Annotated in this window: 18 protein-coding genes; 8 read left to right on the forward strand and 10 right to left on the reverse strand. The window is 69.4% G+C overall.

Annotated elements, in window-relative coordinates; genetic code table 11:
• Positions 1-166: 166 nt before the first annotated feature.
• Together AB0H56_RS05015 and ahcY are read left to right on the forward strand one after the other, a co-directional pair.
• Entirely contained in the window at positions 167-1,261 is a 1,095-nt protein-coding gene (locus tag AB0H56_RS05015; RefSeq protein WP_357157278.1) for an alkane 1-monooxygenase, read from the forward strand.
• A gap of 80 nt (positions 1,262-1,341) precedes the next feature.
• Positions 1,342-2,823 (forward strand): adenosylhomocysteinase, encoded by a 1,482-nt coding sequence (gene ahcY / locus AB0H56_RS05020; protein WP_280339785.1) that lies wholly within the window; start codon positions 1,342-1,344, stop codon positions 2,821-2,823.
• Positions 2,824-2,890: 67 nt separating this feature from the next.
• On the opposite strand, the gene AB0H56_RS05025 is transcribed toward ahcY, so the two are convergent.
• The 4 genes from AB0H56_RS05025 to AB0H56_RS05040 all read right to left on the reverse strand — a co-directional run bounded on the left by AB0H56_RS05025 (position 2,891) and on the right by AB0H56_RS05040 (position 4,569).
• A complete protein-coding gene (locus AB0H56_RS05025) occupies positions 2,891-3,385 on the reverse strand; it encodes a hypothetical protein (RefSeq protein WP_357157281.1) in 495 nt (164 codons plus the stop codon).
• A gap of 181 nt (positions 3,386-3,566) precedes the next feature.
• The gene (locus AB0H56_RS05030) at positions 3,567-3,989 is read right to left on the reverse strand and encodes a hypothetical protein (protein ID WP_357157284.1); all 423 of its coding nucleotides are present in this window, start codon (positions 3,987-3,989) and stop codon (positions 3,567-3,569) included.
• 44 nt (positions 3,990-4,033) lie between these two features.
• Positions 4,034-4,270 carry a hypothetical protein gene (locus AB0H56_RS05035; protein ID WP_357157287.1) on the reverse strand — a complete coding sequence of 79 codons (237 nt, stop codon included), beginning with the start codon at positions 4,268-4,270 and terminating at the stop codon, positions 4,034-4,036.
• A gap of 44 nt (positions 4,271-4,314) precedes the next feature.
• On the reverse strand, positions 4,315-4,569 hold the full coding sequence (locus AB0H56_RS05040) for a hypothetical protein (RefSeq protein WP_357157290.1): 255 nt from the start codon (positions 4,567-4,569) through the stop codon (positions 4,315-4,317).
• Positions 4,570-4,805: 236 nt separating this feature from the next.
• On the opposite strand from AB0H56_RS05040, the gene AB0H56_RS05045 reads away from it, so the two are divergent.
• The 6 genes from AB0H56_RS05045 (at position 4,806) to raiA (ending at position 11,417) form a co-directional block, all read left to right on the forward strand.
• Positions 4,806-5,453: a dTMP kinase gene (locus tag AB0H56_RS05045; protein ID WP_357157293.1), complete on the forward strand. Its 648-nt coding sequence runs from the start codon at positions 4,806-4,808 to the stop codon at positions 5,451-5,453.
• A 77-nt stretch (positions 5,454-5,530) separates the two neighbouring features.
• Positions 5,531-6,208 carry an MtrAB system response regulator MtrA gene (mtrA, locus tag AB0H56_RS05050; RefSeq protein ID WP_067491393.1) on the forward strand — a complete coding sequence of 226 codons (678 nt, stop codon included), beginning with the start codon at positions 5,531-5,533 and terminating at the stop codon, positions 6,206-6,208.
• Between the two features lie 124 nt (positions 6,209-6,332).
• Entirely contained in the window at positions 6,333-8,063 is a 1,731-nt protein-coding gene (gene mtrB, locus AB0H56_RS05055; protein ID WP_357157296.1) for an MtrAB system histidine kinase MtrB, read from the forward strand.
• On the forward strand, positions 8,060-9,856 hold the full coding sequence (gene lpqB, locus AB0H56_RS05060; protein WP_357157299.1) for an MtrAB system accessory lipoprotein LpqB: 1,797 nt from the start codon (positions 8,060-8,062) through the stop codon (positions 9,854-9,856). Before mtrB ends, lpqB begins: the two co-directional genes overlap by 4 nt.
• Positions 9,857-9,888: 32 nt before the next feature.
• On the forward strand, positions 9,889-10,533 hold the full coding sequence (locus AB0H56_RS05065; protein WP_357157301.1) for a ComF family protein: 645 nt from the start codon (positions 9,889-9,891) through the stop codon (positions 10,531-10,533).
• Between the two features lie 185 nt (positions 10,534-10,718).
• Positions 10,719-11,417 (forward strand): ribosome-associated translation inhibitor RaiA, encoded by a 699-nt coding sequence (raiA, locus tag AB0H56_RS05070; RefSeq protein WP_357157303.1) that lies wholly within the window; start codon positions 10,719-10,721, stop codon positions 11,415-11,417.
• 51 nt (positions 11,418-11,468) lie between these two features.
• On the opposite strand, the gene bluB is transcribed toward raiA, so the two are convergent.
• The 6 genes from bluB to AB0H56_RS05100 form a co-directional block, all read right to left on the reverse strand.
• The gene (gene bluB, locus AB0H56_RS05075; RefSeq protein ID WP_357157305.1) at positions 11,469-12,104 is read right to left on the reverse strand and encodes a 5,6-dimethylbenzimidazole synthase; all 636 of its coding nucleotides are present in this window, start codon (positions 12,102-12,104) and stop codon (positions 11,469-11,471) included.
• Between the two features lie 21 nt (positions 12,105-12,125).
• A complete protein-coding gene (locus AB0H56_RS05080; RefSeq protein WP_357157308.1) occupies positions 12,126-13,370 on the reverse strand; it encodes a fatty acid desaturase in 1,245 nt (414 codons plus the stop codon).
• A 99-nt stretch (positions 13,371-13,469) separates the two neighbouring features.
• Positions 13,470-14,870, reverse strand: coding sequence for a fatty acid desaturase (locus AB0H56_RS05085; RefSeq protein ID WP_357157311.1), 1,401 nt, complete (start codon positions 14,868-14,870; stop codon positions 13,470-13,472).
• A 190-nt stretch (positions 14,871-15,060) separates the two neighbouring features.
• Positions 15,061-16,191 (reverse strand): ferredoxin reductase, encoded by a 1,131-nt coding sequence (locus AB0H56_RS05090; protein WP_357157314.1) that lies wholly within the window; start codon positions 16,189-16,191, stop codon positions 15,061-15,063.
• 79 nt (positions 16,192-16,270) lie between these two features.
• Positions 16,271-16,780, reverse strand: a complete 510-nt coding sequence (locus AB0H56_RS05095) for a hypothetical protein (protein WP_357157885.1) — start codon at positions 16,778-16,780, stop codon at positions 16,271-16,273.
• Positions 16,781-16,820: 40 nt separating this feature from the next.
• Entirely contained in the window at positions 16,821-18,230 is a 1,410-nt protein-coding gene (locus AB0H56_RS05100) for a wax ester/triacylglycerol synthase family O-acyltransferase (RefSeq protein WP_357157317.1), read from the reverse strand.
• Between the last annotated feature and the right edge of the window lie 201 nt (positions 18,231-18,431).

The following is an 18,431-nucleotide window of genomic DNA, read 5'->3' on the forward strand; positions in this document are numbered from 1 at the left end:
GTGTAACCATCACCACGTTTGCCGAATTGGCGCTGTGTAACGCGCCCGGGGTCTGTCAGTATTCACATCGGTCGGCGATTGGTCTTTTTACAGCGGAGCGGGTGTGCAAGCGGTTGGCAAACCGGGGGGATTTCGCGATCCCAAGCGGTATCTCTGGGCTCTAGGGTTGATCGCGCCGGCGTGCGCGCTCCTGCCCTCCCAGCTCGTGTACCGGACCGGCGCCGAAGTGTTCTGGTGGATCGGTCCCGCGATCGTGCTCATCGCCATTCCCGTGCTGGACTGGATCGTCGGCGAGGACGGCAACAACCCGCGCGACGAGGACTACGAGGCGCTGTCCAACGATCGCTACTACCGCTGGTGCACCTACCTGTTCCTGCCGATCCAGCTGATCGGCCTCGTCATCGCCTGCGCCATGTGGGCGGGCGACGAACTCGACGTGATCGACAAGCTCGGCCTGGCGGCCACGGTCGGCTTCGTGAGCGGGATCGGCATCAACGCCGCCCACGAACTGGGCCACCGGGTGGAGCGTGCTGAAAGATTGCTGTCGAAGGTCGCGCTCGCCCAGTCGGGGTACGGGCACTTCTTCGTCGAGCACAATCGCGGCCACCACGCCCGCGTCGCCACACCGGAGGACCCGGCCAGTGCGCGGCTGGGCGAATCGCTGTGGGAGTTCTTGCCGCGCAGTGTGTTCGGTGGCTTCCGGTCGGCGCTGCAACTCGAGCGCGTGCGCCTGGCCAGGCAGGGCCGCGGCTGGTGGTGCAGGCAGAACAACATCCTGCAGGCATGGGCCATGAGCGCGGTGCTCTTCGGTTCGCTGGTCGCGGTGTTCGGGCCCGCGATCCTGCCGTGGCTGGCGTTGCAGGCCCTGGTCGGGATCGGTCTGCTCGAGGCCGTCAACTACGTCGAGCACTACGGGCTGCTGCGCGCGCGCAAGCCCAACGGTCGGTGGGCCCGCTGCTCCCCGCGCGACAGCTGGAACAGTGATCGCCTGGTCACCAACATCTTCCTGTTCCACCTGCAGCGCCACAGCGACCATCACGCCAACCCGGGCCGCCGCTATCAGACCCTGCGCAGCAGCAGCGAATCGCCGCAGCTGCCCGCCGGCTACGCCACGATGCTGCTGCTCGCCGCCGTCCCGCCTCTGTGGCGCGCGGTGATGGACCCGAAGGTGGCCGCCCACTACGGCGGTGATCTGACCCTGGCCAACCGCGCCCCCGCCAAGCCGCGCCGTTTGCTGGCCCGATACCGCGCCACGGCCTGAGCGCACCCGGCGACGGACCGGGGAACGAGCGCGCCGACAGGCGGTAGCCTTGCCTCGGTACTGACTACCAGGAGAGGCTGATGACGACCTCAGAACTTCCCGCGCGCACCGAGCTCACCGCTGACGTCCGCAACGGCATCGATTACAAGGTGGCAGATCTCTCGCTGGCCGAATTCGGCCGCAAGGAGATCCGCCTCGCCGAGCACGAGATGCCCGGCCTGATGGCGCTGCGCCGCGAATACCACGATGTGCAGCCCCTGAAGGGCGCGCGCATCTCCGGTTCGCTGCACATGACCGTGCAGACCGCTGTCCTGATCGAAACGCTGGTCGCTCTCGGCGCGCAGGTGCGCTGGGCGTCCTGCAACATCTTCTCCACCCAGGATCACGCCGCCGCGGCGATCGTCGTCGGGCCCAACGGCACCGTCGACGAGCCCAAGGGCACCCCGGTCTTCGCCTGGAAGGGCGAGACGCTGGAGGAGTACTGGTGGGCGGCCGAGCAGATGCTCACCTGGCCCGGCGAGCCGGCCAACATGATCCTCGACGACGGTGGCGACGCCACCATGCTCGTGCTGCGCGGCGCGCAGTTCGAGAAGGCCGGCGTGGTCCCGCCCGCCGACGAGGAGCACTCGGCCGAGTACACGGTCTTCCTGAATCTGCTGCGTGAGCGGTTCGAGACCGACAAGGGCAAGTGGAGCGCCATCGCCGAGTCGGTCAAGGGCGTCACCGAGGAGACCACCACCGGCGTGCTGCGGCTGTACCAGTTCGCCGCCGCGGGTGAGCTGGTGTTCCCGGCGATCAACGTCAACGACTCGGTCACCAAGTCGAAGTTCGACAACAAGTACGGCACCCGCCACTCGCTCATCGACGGCATCAACCGCGGCACCGACGTGCTCATCGGCGGCAAGAAGGTGCTGATCTGCGGTTACGGCGATGTCGGCAAGGGCTGCGCGGAGTCGCTGGCGGGCCAGGGCGCGCGCGTGCAGGTCACCGAGATCGACCCGATCAACGCGCTGCAGGCGCTGATGGACGGCTACGACGTGGTCACCGTCGAGCAGGCGATCGGTCAGGCCGACATCGTCATCACCTCGACGGGCAACAAGGACATCATCACCCTCGAGCACATGAAGGCGATGAAGGACCAGGCCATCCTCGGCAACATCGGTCACTTCGACAACGAGATCGATATGGCCGCGCTGGAGCGTTCGGGCGCGACCCGGCTCGAGATCAAGCCGCAGGTCGACCTGTGGACCTTCGATTCCGGCAAGTCGATCATCGTGCTGTCGGAGGGTCGTCTGCTGAACCTGGGCAACGCCACCGGCCACCCCTCGTTCGTGATGTCGAACAGCTTCTCCAACCAGGTCATCGCGCAGATCGAGCTGTGGACCAAGCCGGAGGAGTACGACAACGAGGTCTACCGCCTGCCCAAGCACCTGGACGAGAAGGTCGCGCGCATCCACGTCGAGGCCCTCGGCGGCACGCTGACCAAGCTCACCAAGGACCAGGCCGAGTACATCGGCGTGGACGTGGAGGGCCCGTACAAGCCGGACCACTACCGCTACTAGCTCGCGAAACGCGAACCGGCCCAGCGACTTCCCATGTCGCTGGGCCGGTTTCCGTTGGCGGGTCCGATCAGTTCGAGCAGGGATCGGGCCGGCTCGGACCGAGCCCGCCGCTGCCGAGGCCGAGCGCGCACGCCGAACCGGTGAGCGGGTCGGACAGTGCCGCCGAGCCCGCACTGGTCCCGGTGTTCGCGATCAGCGCCGCGAGAATCTGGTTGACGATGACCATCCCGTCCTGGGCCGAGCCGAGCGGGAGGTCGATCGCGGTGACCGTGCCGTCGGTGGCGGCGCTTCCGGTCTCGGGGGAGAACGAGCCGGCGACGACGTCCGGCGATGGCAGCGCGATGGCCGTGCCGGTGGCGCCGGGGTTCGGGCCGGTGCACCAGGGGTTGCTGTCGGATCCGGAGCTGATCGAAGTCACACCGCACAGCAGCGCCCATCCGATGGTGGAGGACCCGGTCGCGGAGGCGGAGCCGCTGTCGACCCCTTCGGCGAGCGCGGGGCCCGCCGTGAGCACGGTGGTGGCGGCCAAAGCTGCGAGGGAGATGGTGAACGTGCGGAACATCGGCGGTCCTTCGGCGGTGCTGGTGCGATATGCGCACACGATGCCGCGCGGTCACATCGGACTCCAGACCCGAAAAGCCGGGGGATGTGAAACGCACTCACTTCTGACCCTGTGTGCTACTGGCGCCTTCGCCGACGGCGTGGACGTGGAAGGCCCGTACAGTTCCGTTGTCGGGGGACGTTCAGCCGACGGGGCTGGTGGTGCAGATCGTCGGACGGCCGTCCGCGCTGGCCGTCAGGGCGCCGCACAACAGGGCGCCGAACAGGTCGGACGAGCCGGTCGCCGCGCCGAGCGCGTTGCTCCCGGTGATCACGGCCTGTCCCGAGCCGGACATGACCAGGTCGTTGAACAGCGGCATGACGGCGTCGGAGCCGCTGGCGATGTCGGCGGCGTGCGCGGTCGCGCCGGCGCCGCACGACGAGCCGCACCGGACCGCGTCGAGCAGTCCGGCGAGGAAACCCAGCGGGGCGAGCAGCGCGCTGCCGCTGTCGGCGACCGCGGTGGTCGGTGCGGGCGCGGGCTGCTGCGCCGTCGCGGTGCCCGTGCCGAGCAGGGCGACGGCGGCCAGGGCGGCGGTTGAGGTGGTCAGTGTGCGAACGAGCATGGTGTGCCTTCGGGGAGAGCGTTCGGGTCCGGTGCCTGGCTCCGTCAGCCGATGATCACACCGGTGCAGAAGATGTTGTGCTGGCTGCTGATGCCGAGGACGGCGCACATCACGGAGTTGAAGGCCTCCGACGATCCGGTGGCGGGGCCGGCGACCGGAGTCTCGGCGGTGGCGGTCGCGGTGGCGGTGCCGCAGGCCAGGGCGGCGGTGAGGGCGAGCGTTGCGGCGGTGGTGTGGACGATCTTGTGCATGGCGGAATCCTCGTCGGGTGCGGTGGGCACGGACCAGACCGCAGTTCTGGTGGCAGGGTCCGTGCCCGTCGCGCTCAGCTGAGCAGCAGGCAGACCGGCAGCGGGACGACGGCCTCGAGCAGCACGCAGGCGGCGAGTTCGGCCGAGCCGCGGGCGGCCGAGCCGAGCGCGGAGGACCCCGCCTCGGCGGAACCGGAGAGCAGGCCGGCGTGGTGGCCGTGCCGGATCGGTTCGGCGGCGGGCGCGGCGGCGGCGAGGCCGCTCCCGGCGAGGGTGAGTCCGAGGGCCGCGGCGGCGACGGCGGCGCGGAGGGTGGTGCGGTGACGCATGGTGACTCCTGGGTCGAGCGGGTTCCGGCCGGGCCGGGGGTGGTGCGCCCCCGAAGCCGGGGCGGGCACCGGCTCCGGGGACTCTGGAATGAGAACACTTCACATATCCGGGAATGGCGGAAACGGCGAATATCGCCCCGCTCAGAGCGTCAATGGGCCTACCTGGGCCGCCCGGCCCGCCCCGCGCGGTCACACCGGCGTCCGCCCTGATTCCGGGCCGGGTAATCTCACCGATCATGGGCGTACTGCTTGCGGTGGAAGGACTCGACGGCGCCGGCAAGCGCACGCTCATCGACGGCCTGATCGAGGACCTGTCCGGTAAGGGCCTGCGCGCCGCGAGCCTGGCCTTCCCGCAATACGGCCGGTCGATCCACGCCGACCTCGCCGCCGAGGCGCTGCGCGGCGCGCACGGCGACCTCGCCGGCTCGATCAGCGCCATGGCGATCATGTTCGCCCTCGACCGCGCCGACGCGCGCGCCGAGCTGTCGAACCTGTTGGACGCCAACGACATCGTGATCCTGGACCGCTGGGTCGCCTCCAACGCCGCGTATTCCGCGGCCCGGGCCGAGCAGGACGCCGACGGTGAAATCGTCTCCTGGGTGGGCGATCTGGAGTTCGGCAGGCTGGCCCTGCCGGTGCCCGACTTCACCGTCCTCATCGACATCCCCACCGAGGTCGCGGCCGAACGCGCCCGGCGCCGTGGTGAACTCGACGCCGCCCGCGCCCTGGACGCCTACGAGCGCGACGGCGGTCTGCAGCACCGCACCGGGGAGGTCTATCGTGAGCTGGCCGACCGCGACTGGTTCGGTCGCTGGTGGACATACCGATCCGATGACGATAGGCCCGCCCTACTCACCCTCTGCACGGAAATCTTTGCCGGATAAGGTTGGATACGCGACGGGTTCACACCATTAATGGCGTGGCGGCCCGATCCTGGCCTGGGAGATGACAACATAGGACTATGAAGCCCAAGATTCTGGTCGTCGACGACGATATGGCGCTCGCTGAGATGCTGACCATCGTCTTGCGCGGGGAAGGGTTCGACCCGCACGTGGTCGGCGACGGCACGCAGGCCCTGTCGGCGGTGCGGGAGATCCGCCCCGACCTGGTGTTGCTGGACCTGATGCTGCCCGGCATGAACGGCATCGACGTGTGCCGGGTCCTGCGGGCCGATTCCGGCGTCCCGATCGTGATGCTCACCGCCAAGACCGACACGGTCGACGTGGTGCTCGGTCTGGAGTCCGGCGCGGACGATTACATCGTCAAGCCGTTCAAGCCCAAGGAGCTCGTCGCCCGCGTGCGCGCGCGGCTGCGCCGCACCGAGGACGAGCCGGCCGAGCTGCTCTCGATCGCCGACATCGTCATCGACGTGCCCGCGCACAAGGTGACCCGCGGCGGCACGCAGATCTCGCTCACCCCGCTGGAGTTCGACCTGCTGGTCGCGCTCGCGCGCAAGCCGCGGCAGGTGTTCACCCGCGAGGTGCTGCTCGAGCAGGTCTGGGGCTACCGGCACGCCGCCGACACCCGGCTGGTCAACGTGCACGTGCAGCGACTACGCGCCAAGGTCGAGAAGGATCCGGAGAACCCGGAGATCGTGCTGACCGTCCGCGGTGTCGGCTACAAGGCCGGACCGCCGTGATCGGTACCCGCGAGGCGCCGCTGTGACCGACGGTCGACCTGCCGGTACAGCGTCAGCGCCTCCAGCGCACGACGGACGTGCGCACACCTTCGTCACGCGGTTGCGGCGATGGGCGGATCCCGTCATGGCCTGGTTCCAGGCCGTCGGGACCGCGCTGGGTCATCTCTGGCGCCGGTCGCTGCAGCTGCGTGTCATCGTCTCGACGCTGACCCTCTCGCTCATCGTCATCACGATCCTCGGCGTCGTGCTGACCGGTCAGATCACCGACCGGCTGCTCGAGGCCAAGATCAACGCGGCGGTCGAGGAGATGGATCGCGCGCGCAGCACGATCGAGAACATCCTCTCCGGCGTGCACGACGCCACCAGCCAGCAGCAACAGCTGGCCGACGCGCGGGCCGCGCTGTCGAGCCGCAGCGGCGGGCAGTCCAGCGGCGCCGCCGGCAGCTTCGACTCGGCGCTGGCGATGGTCGGCGGTACGCCGCCGCAGGAGATCGCGACCAGTTCCATCTCCGAGGTGCCGCAGGAGCTGCGCCGCTTCGTGCAGCGCAACCAGGTGTCCTACCAGTTCACCACCGTCGCCGACCCGGACGGCTACCGCGGCAGGGCGCTGATCATCGGCAGCCCGAGCGCCGAGGTGGCGACGCTGGAGATCTACCTGATCTTCCCGCTGGCCAGCGAGGAGTCGAGCCTGTCGCTGATGCGCGGCACGATGCTCATCGGCGGCGTCGTGCTGCTGGTGCTGCTCGCCGCGATCACGGCGCTGGTCACCAGGCAGGTGGTGCTGCCGATCCGGTCGGCGGCGCGGATCGCGGGCCGCTTCGCCGACGGCAGGCTCAAGGAACGCATGCTCGTGCGCGGCGAGGACGACATGGCCCGGCTCGCGCAGGCGTTCAACGAAATGGCCGAGAGCCTGTCCAACCAGATCACCCAGCTCGAGGAATTCGGCAATCTGCAGCGCCGGTTCACCTCCGACGTCAGCCACGAGCTGCGCACGCCGCTCACCACCGTCCGGATGGCGGCCGACCTCATCCACGGCTCCAGCGACGACCTCGATCCGGCGCTGGCCCGCAGCTCCGAACTGCTGGTCAACGAGCTCGACCGCTTCGAGGGCCTGCTCAACGACCTGCTCGAGATCTCCCGGCACGACGCAGGCGTCGCCGAGCTGCAGGTGGAATCGCTGGACATGCGGATGTGCGCGCGGGCCGCGATCACCACGGTGCGGCACCTGGCCAAGGAGGCCGGGGTCGAGCTGGTCATCGATCTGCCCGAGGAGCCGGTCGTCGCCGAGGTCGACCCGCGGCGTGTCGAGCGGGTGCTGCGCAATCTGCTCGCCAACGCCATCGACCACAGCGAGGGCAAGCCGGTGCTGATCCGGATGCGCGGCGACAGCGAGGCCAACGCGGTCGCGACCGTGGTCCGTGACCAGGGCGTCGGCCTGCGGCCGGGCGAGGAGAAACTGGTGTTCAACCGGTTCTGGCGCTCGGACCCCTCGCGGGTGCGCCGGTCCGGCGGTACCGGTCTCGGCCTGTCGATCAGCGTCGAGGACGCCAACCTGCACGAGGGCAGGCTCGAGGCGTGGGGCGATCCCGGCGTCGGCGCCAGCTTCCGGCTGCTGCTGCCGATGGTGCGCGGGCGCAAACTGGGCGGGAGCCCGCTCGCGCTGGAACCCATGCTGCGCAAGGTGCCCGCGCTGCCCGAGGTCGGCCAGGACGACGAACCCGATACCGTCGAGCCCGCGGCACCCGAGGCCCCCGAGCCCGCAGGCGCGGCCGAGCCGCGGGCCGCCGGGCCCGCCGCCACCGACGCCGACGACGAGGAGCCGATGTCCACCGAGACCGGAGACCGACAGTCATGACGAACGCGGGTCGTGGCGCAGCCCTGCTGGCGACCGTGCTGGCGGGCCTGCTGGTCCTGAGCGGTTGCGCCAGCCTGCCGGAGTCCTCGGCGCCACAGGCACTGGGCACCATCAACCGCGCGCCGACCTCCGAGGGCCCGCCGCCGCCCCAGTCCGGCCGCGATCCCGACCTCCTGGTCGGCGACTTCCTCACCGCCAGCGCGGATCCGGCCAACCGGCACGCGGCGGCCAGGCAGTACATGGCCCCCGACGCGGCGGCCGAATGGAACGACGAGGCGAGCACCACGATCGTCGACCGGCCGGACACCCTGCGCGAATCGCGCTCCGGTGACAAGGCCAGCTATGTGATCCGGGCCCGCAAGGTCGGCGAGCTCGCGGGCGACGGCAGCTACCGCGCGGTCGAGGGGACGCTCGAGAACAAGATCGAGATGAGCAAGATCGACGGCGAGTGGCGGATCACCGACCTGCCCGACGGCGTCGTCTTCGATTCCAGCACGTTCGAGAAGGTCTACCGCCGCTACGTGCTGCAGTACGTCGATCCGGCCAGTTCGGTGCTGGTCCCGGACCCGCGCTGGGTCTCGGTGCCGCGCGCCCAGCTCACCGAGCGGCTGGTCGCCATGCTCGGCAGCGGTCCGCAGTCGACCATCGCGCCCGTCGTGCGCAATCAGCTGGCCGCGCCGATCAGCGTCCGCGGCCCGATCACCAAGGCCAACAACGAACCGGGCGAGGTCGGCATCGGCATCGGCGGGGTGCGCATCGACTTCGCGGGCGCGGGCAATCTCGGCCAGCGCGAACGCGAGCTGCTCGCCGCGCAGGTCGTGATGACCCTGGCCGGCGCCGACATCCTCGGCCCGTACGTGCTGCTCGCCGACGGCAAGCCCCTCGACGACCGGTACGCCGCCAACGGCTGGTCGGTCGCCGACCTCGACCAGTTCAGCGCGTCGGCGCCCGGTCAGAACCGGATCGGGCTGCACGCACTGCGCAACGGCACCCTGGTGCAGGTGACCCAGGACGGCATCGTCACCCCGAGCGGCTCCTTCGGCGAGGCGACCAATCTGCAGTCGGTCGGGATCTCCGCCGACGGGCAGTTCGTCGCCGCCGTCGCCGACACCGGCCGACCGGCGCCGGAGCCTGGCCGGACCCTGCTGATCGGCAACTACGGCGCGAAGGCGTTCGGGGTCGCCGAGGGCGCCACCATCGCCCGCCCGTCCTGGACCGCCGACGGCGGCGCGGCCTGGACGGTGGTCGACGGCGACCGCGTGATCCGGGCGGTCACCGATCGCGCGACCGGCAATGTCTCGGTGCAGGACGTCGACACCTCGGCGCTGTTCGAGGGCTCGGGCGCGCCGCGGCCGCCGATCTCGGAGGTGGTGGTCTCGCGCACCGGGGTGCGTGCGGCGCTGATCGCCGACGGCAAGGTCTACGTCGCGGTCGTCGAACGCGGCGGCGACGGCCGATACGCGCTGACCAGGCCGGTGCCGGTGGCGCTCGGTCTGAGCACCCGCGCGGTCTCGCTGAGCTGGGTCACCGGTGACACCCTGATGGTCGCGCGGGAGGGCAATGTCGATCCGGTCTTCACCGTCTCCATCGACGGTTCCCAGTTCAGCCCGGTGACCTCGCAGAACCTCACCCCGCCGGTGCGCGTGGTGACCGCGGCGGCCGCGACCCAGTACGTCGCCGACTCCAGGGCCGTGCTGCAACTGCAGACCGCCGACCCGGCCCGCAACGACCGCTTCTGGCGCGAGGTGCCCGGCCTGACCGGTGACAGCGTCGTCCCGGTGCTGCCCAGCTGATCTGTCGGTGGCCGGGGTGATACTCGGTCGCTGTGAACACGCTGCTCGATCTGGTGATCCCGGCCCGGTGTGGCGGCTGCGGGGCGCCCGGTACCGCCTGGTGCGGCGACTGTGCCGCCGCGTTGCGTCGCGGCCCGGTGCGGGTGCGCCCACGCACCGATCCGGGCGTCCCGTGCTGGGCGCTGGGTCCCTACGCGGGCCCGGCGGGGCGGGCGGTGCTGGCCGCCAAGGAGCGCGGACGCCGCGATCTGGCCGAGCCGCTCGGTCTGGCACTGGCCACCGCGCTCACCGCCCTGCGGGCCCCGCATCGCCCGCTCGTGCTCGTTCCGGCGCCCACCCGTGGCACGGCCGCCCGGCGCCGCGGCGGTGACCCGGTGACGCGCTGCGCGACCGTCGCGACGCGGTGGCTGATCGATAGCCGGACCGTGCCGCTGCTGCGGATGGGCCGGGGTGTGCGCGATTCGGTGGGCCTGACGATCCATGAACGAGCACACAATCTGCGCGGCCGGATCATGGTCGTCCACAGTGGTGCCGCGGCCGCCGCGATCGCCGCGAACGCCGAGGTGATCCTGGTCGACGATGTGCTCACGACCGGGGCGACTGTAGCCGAATCGGTCCGTGTCCTTAGCCGGTTCGGTGTACGTCCGCGCGCGGTTTTGGTGACTTGCACGGCTTGACTCCGCGAAATTTGCGTGAACAGTGGCGCACTTGCCCGTGGCGGACTAGCGTCGCGATCACACACCGAACGAGCAAGTTTTGGGAGGTGGCGCCGCGGACATCTGGTGCCGAGCGATTCCCGATCGGCACAGCTCAATCCCGCTGTACACATTCCCTCGTGTACAGCCATATCCGGGAGGTACGCGTGACGACTTCTGCACGGGCATCAGTACGAGATGCTGACCCCACGGCGCTGGAGGACAGCGCCGACACGTCGACCCAGGGTCCCAACGCCGAAGTGGTGGTCTCCGGTCGAAATGTCGAAGTCCCCGACCACTATCGAATCCACGTCGCGGAGAAGCTGGCTCGGCTCGAGCGCTTCGATCCGTCGATATTCCTGTTCGATGTGGAACTGTTCCACGAACGTAACCGTCGTCAACGCAAGGCCTGCCAGCGTGTGGAGATCACCGCACGCGGACGTGGCCCGATCGTGCGCGCGGAAGCCTGTGCAGACAGCTTCTACGCGGCGCTCGAATCGGCCACCCAGAAGATCGAGAGCCGGCTGCGCCGCAGCAAGGACAAGCGGCGCGTCGTGCACTACGGCGACAAGACGCCGGTCTCGGTCGCGCAGGCCACCGCGACTCTCGTGGACGACGCGCTGTTCACCGCGCCCAACGGCGCGGCCGCGCACGACCACGGTGAGGAACAGGAGGACCTCAGCGGTCCCGGCCACATCGTGCGCACCAAGGTGCACACCGCGACGCCGATGTCGGTCGACGACGCGCTCTACCAGATGGAACTGGTCGGGCACGACTTCTTTCTCTTCCACGACCGCGAAACAGACCGCCCCTCGGTGGTCTACCGCAGACACGCCTTCGATTACGGCCTGATCCGACTGGCCTGATCGCTTCGACCGAATCCGGGCATCCGCCACCAGCGGGTGCCCGGATCGTGTTCAGCCACCGAAGGTTTCGCGGTGCACGGCCTCGGCGAGCGCGCGCCCGGAGCGCCACCCGAACCGTTCGAGGTCCGGCACCCGCTGGAACTCGCGCACCGGACCGACACACAACCAGGCCACCGGCTCGATGCCGGCGGGCAGGTCGACCAGCGTCCGCAGGAAGTCCGGATCGTAGAACGACACCCAGCCGACCCCGACCTGTTCCGCGGTGGCCGCGAGCCACAGGTTCTGGATCGCCAGCACCGTCGAGTACACCCCGGTCTCCGGGACGCTCGCCCGTCCGAGCACCTGCGGCCCGCCGCGGCGATCGTCATGGGTGACGACCACGCCGGTGCCGCTCTCGACGATGCCCTCGATCTTGATCGGGTCGAAGGTCGCCGCGCGATCGGCGGGGAGCGCGTCGCGGAACTCCACCCGCTTGTCCGCGACGTGCTCGGCGAAGCGGCGCAGGGTCTCCGCCTGCCGGACCACGACGAAATCCCACGGCTGCGAATTGCCGACGCTGGGCGCGCGATGGGCGGCGTCCAGGATGCGCCAGAGGGTCTCGTCGTCGACGGGCTCGCCGGTGAATTCGGCGCGCACGTCACGGCGCAGGCGGATCGCGTCGTAGACGCTGAGCTGGTCGGCACACACGCCGATCAGTCAACCAGACGGTCAGGCCGCCGAACGGCGGGCCAGCTTGCGGCCTGCTGCCAGCGCGGTGCGCAGGCCACGCCTGCGACCGGTCACCGGGTCGACGGTCGCGACGGCGTTGCCGCCGAACAGCTTCTCCGACTTGGTTTCCGGCGCGTCGTCGGTGGTGTGGCGCAGGTATTTGTTCGGCAGCGACAGCTTGAGGATCGTGCGCCACGACTTGAAGTACTGCACCGGCAGCGAGCCGGTGGTGTAGGGCAGGTCGTACTTCTCGGCCAGCTCGCGCACCCGCACCGCGATGGCGGCGTAGCGGTTGCTCGGCAGGTCGGGGAACAGGTGGTGCTCGATCTGGTGGCTGAGGTTGCCGGTCATGAAGTGCATGACCGGGCCGCCGCTGATGTTGGCGCTGCCGAGCATCTGGCGCAGGTACCACTCGCCCTGGGTCTCGCCCTCGATGTCGGCCTTGGTGAACTTCTCGGCGCCGTCGGGGAAGTGCCCGCAGAAGATCACCGCGTTGGTCCACACATTGCGGACCACATTGGCGGCCAGGTTGGCGGTGAGAGTGCTGAAGAACGACGGGCCGGTGAGCAGCGGGAAGATCAGGTAGTCCTTGGCGGCCTGCTTGCCGATCTTCTTCAGCACCAGCTTGCGGTCGGCGTCGAACTGCTGCCACTCCGGCGAGTCCTTGGACCACTTCTTCTTGGCGACCTTGCCCAGCTCCAGGTGCTGAATGGCGACGCCGTACTCGAACAGCATCTGCAGCAGCAGGTTGTAGATCGGGTTGCCCAGGTAGAACGGCATCCAGCGCTGGTCGCGGGTGACGCGCAGCAGGCCGTAGCCGATGTCGTCGTCCATGCCGAGCACGTTGGTGTACTTGTGGTGCAGGAAGTTGTGGGTGATCTTCCAGTGCGCCGAGGGGCCCGCGTTGTCCCATTCCCACGAGGTGGAGTGGATCTCCGGATCGTTCATCCAGTCCCACTGCCCGTGCATGACGTTGTGCCCGATCTCCATGTTCTCGATGATCTTGGCGGTGCCGAGCAGGGCGACGCCGGCGAGCCAGGCGGGCGGTAGGAAGCTGGCGAACAGGACCGTGCGCCCGCTGATCTCGAGCGCGCGCTGTAACCGGATGACGTTGCGGATATAGCGCGCGTCGGCCGCTCCCCGCGAGGATTCGATTTCGCGGCGGATCGCGTCGAACTCCGCTCCGAGGGCTTCGACATCCGCAGCGGTGAGGTGCGCGTATTCCTTGACATCCGAGATCGCCATGCCGGTTACACTACCGTAGGTTACGAGAGCGTAGGTTGGCGATTTCGGGTCTGGAATGTGTGAAACGTCCTATTGCGGAATCGAAACCGAGATGTTATCTCAGTGCTGGCGCGCCATCCGCCGGGCCGCTTTGTCGCGCAAAACGCCCCGCTCCTGCTTGGCCCGCTCGCTCAGCGCGCGCTTGGCCTCGCGCAGCGCCAGCTTCTCCTGCCTGGCCCGCGCCTTCAGCGTCGCCTTGGCCTCGCGCAGCACTTCCTTCTCGTGCCGTGCCTTGATCTCGAGCGACACCTTCGCGTCGTGCAGCGCCGAGCGCAGGCCGAAGCGCTTGCCCGTGTCGGGGTCGACCCGCAGGGCCTCCGGCAGGGTGATGCCCGCGAACTTGCGCTCCGACGAGGTCTCCGGCGCGTCGTCGGCGGTGCGCTTGAGGAAGCGGTCCGGCAGGGCCAGCTTGTGGATGGTGCGGAAGGCCAGCAGGTACTGCTTGCCCAGCGAGCCCGTGGTGTAGGGCAGGTCGTACTTGTCGCACAGTTCGCGCACCCGCACCGCGACCTCCGGGTACCGGTTGCTCGGCAGGTCGGGGAACAGGTGGTGCTCGATCTGGTAGCAGAGATTGCCGCTCATGAAGGCCATCACCGGGCCCGCCTTGAAGTTGGCGCTGCCGAGCATCTGCCGCAGGTACCACTCGCCCTGGGTCTCGCCGTCGAGCTGCTCGATGGTGAACTTCTCCGCGCCGTCGGGAAAGTGCCCGCAGAAGATCACCGCGTAGGCCCACAGATTGCGGACCAGGTTGGCGGTGGCGTTGGCCTTCAACGTCGACTTCCACGCGGGGCCGGTCAGCACGGGGAACAGGACGAAGTCCTTGGCCACCTGACGGCCCGCCTTGCGCGCGAAGTCCTTGTTCGGTTCCGAGAACACCTGGGTGGCCCGGATCCCGGCCAGTTCCTTCTCGATGCCGAGGTCGTGCAGCGCGATGCCCCACTCGAAGGTGGCGGCCAGCAGCAGGTTGGCGGCCGGCTGCACCAGGTGCTTCGGGTGCCAGGCCTCGTCGCGGGTCATCCGCAGGATGCCGAAGCCGAGGTCCTCGTCCTTGCCGAGCACGTTGGTGTAGGTGTGATGGGAGTAGTTGTGGGCCCGGCGCCACTGCGCCGAGGTCCCGGTCATGTCCCACTCCCAGCTGGTGGAGTGGATCTCCGGATCGTTCATCCAGTCCCACTGCCCGTGGCTCACGTTGTGCCCGAGCTCCATGTTCTCGATGATCTTGGCCACCGACAGCAGCGCGGTGCCGCCGAGCCAGGCCCAGCGGTTGCGGCTGCCGAACAGCACCGCGCGCCCCGCGACCTCGAGCGCGCGCTGGGCGGCGATGGTGCGCCGGATGTACTTGGCGTCGCGCTCACCGCGTGAGGTCTCCACGGAGCGGCGGATCGAATCGAGTTCTTTCCCCAGGGTCTCGATGTCGGCCGCCGTGAGATGGGCGAAGGCCTGGATATCGGTGATGGCCACCGGGGTCCTCTCTTGTCGGTTGGCGGCTGGTCGGTCCGGGAACGGAGCGGGCCGGAAACGAGCGGCCGTGCCGCTGTTCCCGGCCCTGGTGCACCGGTCGGCACACGGGCCCTTGACCAGCCGCTGGCGGCCAGTCATATGGCCGACGCATGACTCCGAGGGTACCTGGTGGCCGACGCGGGTGGGGTGTTCAGATGTCGAGCGTGCAGTCACCCGCCGCGGCGGAGATACAGGTCTGCACCTTGTCGCCGGGCTGACGTTCGTCGCCGTTGCGCAGGTCGCGGGCGTGTCCGGCCGACAGTGTCACCACGCAGGTCTGGCAGATGCCCATCCGGCAGCCGAAAGGCAGCTGCACGCCGACCGATTCGCCCGCCTCGAGCAGGCTGGTCGCGCCGTCGACGGTGAGGGTGCGGCCGGTGGTGCCGAAGGTGACGGTGCCGCCCTCGCCGATCGCGGAGCGCTCCACCTCGAAACGCTCGATGTGCAGCTTCTCCGGGATTCCCGCTGTCTTCCAATGCTGTTCGATCGCGTCGAGCATCGGCGCCGGGCCGCACGCCCAGGTCTCGCGCTCGCGCCAGTCGGGGTAGAGCTCGTCGAGGCTGGCCAGGGAGAACAGGCCGTGGGCGTCGGTCAGCTGCAGGTGCGAGACGAAGCTGGGGTGCTTGTCGTGCAGGGCGCGCAGCTCGGCGCCGAACATCACGTCGGCGTCGGTGGGCGCCGAGTGCACGTGCACCACGTCGGTGACACCGTCGCGCCGGTCCATCGTGCGCAGCATCGACATCACCGGGGTGATGCCGCTGCCCGCCGTGAGGAAGAGCACCTTGGCCGGGGTCGGCTGAGGCAGCACGAACCCGCCCTGCGGCGCGGCCAGCCGCACGATGGTGCCCGCGGGCACCCCGTTGACGAGGTGGCTGGACAGCTTGCCCTCCGGCATGGCCTTCACCGCGATGGAGATGAGGCGCTTGCCGCCCTCGCCGGTCCAGTCCGGCGGGCAGGTCAGCGAGTACGACCGCCAGTTCCAGCGACCGTCGATCAGCACGCCGATGCCGATGTACTGGCCCGGCTGATACTTGAAGTCGAAGCCCCAGCCCGGCTTGATCACCAGTGTCGCCGAGTCGGCCGTCTCCTTGCGCACCTCGACGATCCGCCCGCGCAGCTCCCGCGCCGACCACAGCGGGTTGGCCAGGTGCAGGTAGTCGTCGGGGAGCAAGGGGGTGGTCACCCGGGCGACCGCGCCGCGCAGCACATTGAGCTTGCCGCCGCGGTCGGCGACCTGCGCCGCAGGCGCTTCGAGCCATTCCCGGAACTTGTTCATGACCATGCTTGCCGTTGTCTCCCTGTTGTGCATCCGAGCCGCCGTGGGGTGGCTCGCTCGCTGCCAGGTTACGGCATCGTAGGTTTTAGAGCAGATCCAGCAGGAAGGGCAGTTCCTGGGTGGCGTACCAGGCCAGTTGGTGGTCCTCGGCATCGCCGAGCACGAACTCGGCGTCCGGATCGCCCAGATCCGCGGCGTCGATCACGTCGACGGCCTTGGCGACCTGGGGTTCGGCCTCGATCAGGTCGACGTGCACCGAGGCCACCTGGTCGTAGGTGATCGGCCCGGCCAGCTTCACCACGGCGTCGTCGAGGTCAGGACGCAGCTTGGCGCCGGTGACGTCGGCGGCGATCACCGCGCGGCGGTACACCGGGCCGCCGGGGGTGGTGTCCGCGGCGTCGGCGGTGTCGTCGTCGGCGCCGTCGCGCTCGGCGGCGAGCAGCCGCAGCGACGCCCTGGCCGCCTCCTGCATCGCGACCTCGGCCAGTTCGTCGTCGTCGCCCGCGGCGTAGGCCTCGCGCAGGGCGGGCGTGACGGCGAAGGCGGTCGCGCCGAGCGGGAACAGTTCCCGCTCGGCGACGAGCTGACGCAGCATCGGGATCGTGGCCGGGACGTAGACCCGCAGTTTGCCGTTCTCAGAGACAGGCACCGAGCAACTCCTCCATCGATTCGTGCACCGACGCGGCGAGAACGTCGATATCGGCCATGGCGTCGCGGTCGGCGTTGAGTCCGTAGAAGACCTGACCGTCGTACGAGGTGAGCCCGAAACTCAACGTCTGGTTACGCAACAGCGGCGAGACCGGATACATCTCCAGCATGCGCGCGCCGCAGATGTACATCGCGGTCTGTGGTCCCGGCGCGTTGGTGATCACCAGGTTGAACGTGTTGTCGGCGAAGGTACTCGCCGAGCGCACACTCATCGCGTGCAGGCTGGCCGGAGCGAACCCGGCCAGGTGCACCAGGGTACGGGCGCGCACCCCGCGACGCTGCCGTCCGGCGGCCTCGGTGGCATGCGAGATGTGCGACAGGCGCATCACCGGATTCGGTTCCCCGACGGGCAGATCGATGAGGAACGAGGACACCTCGCTGGCGGGCGTCGGCTGGTCGCCACCGTCGACGTAGACCGACATCGGCACCACCGCGCGCAGATTCGTCGACTCCACCAGCGCCTCGTTGCGCGAGAGCAGCCAGTTGCGCAGCGCTCCGGTGACCACCGCGAGCACGGTGTCGTTGATGGAGCAGTCGAAGTGGCGCCGGATGGTGCGGTAGTCCTCGAGATCGGTGCGGACCACGTCGAAGCGGCGGCTGCGCGAGGTGCGGGCGTTGAGTGGGCTGTCGGCGACGCCGGAGGTGGCCGCGCGCACCGCGTTCGCCGCCGCCTGCACCGCCATCCTGGTACCCCTGACCAGTCCGAACGCATTGGACCCCGCGTCACGGGCCACCTTGTAGGCCTCGCGCGGCTGGGCAGCCAGCTGACTCAGCGCGCCGGCGAGCAGCTCCACCTCGGAGGGTTCGCGCGGCGCGCGCCACGCGTCGGCGGCCAGCTCGCGCGGCAGCGGGCTGTTGTCCAGGATCACGTGCCCGATCTCGAGCGCGGTGTCCCCGTCGACGAGCGCCGAGTGCGACTTCGTGAACACCGCGCTGCGCCCGTCGGACAGGCCCTCGATCAGATACATCTCCCACAGCGGCCGCCCCTGGTCCAGCGGCCGGGAGGCCAGCCGGGCGACCAGATCGTAGAGCTGCTCGTCGCTGCCGGGACCGGGCAGCGCGGAGCGGCGGATGTGGTAGCTGATGTCGAAGCGGCTGTCCTCCACCCACACCGGCCTGCCCAGTTCGAGCGGGATCTCGCGGACCTTGCGCCGGTAGCGCGGTACCAGCGGCAGCCGGGATTCGACCAGGTCGAGGAGCTTGTCGTAGTCGAGGACCGGGTCGGTCGCGCCGGGAACGGAGTTCTGCAGGATCGCGAGAGAGCCGATGTGGATCGGGTTGCTGCTCGATTCGAGCCGATAGAACGACGCGTCCTGCGGCGTCAATCTCGTGATCACGCGCTCCGATACTCCTTCCGGTGCCGAATGGCGCAGATCGGGCACGTGGCCCATCCTACGTCACGGCAGGTGAAACGCGGTGCCGGGCAACGAGCCTCGTCGGCCGCCGTGACCTGGGCCGATGCGTCCGCCCGGTACGCCGGGCACGGGTACTCCCGGCCGGGTACGGTGGTCTGCGGACTACGATGGCCCATAACACCG

Origin of the sequence: Nocardia sp. NPDC050717, assembly GCF_040654275.1 — a bacterium.
Lineage (GTDB): Bacteria > Actinomycetota > Actinomycetes > Mycobacteriales > Mycobacteriaceae > Nocardia.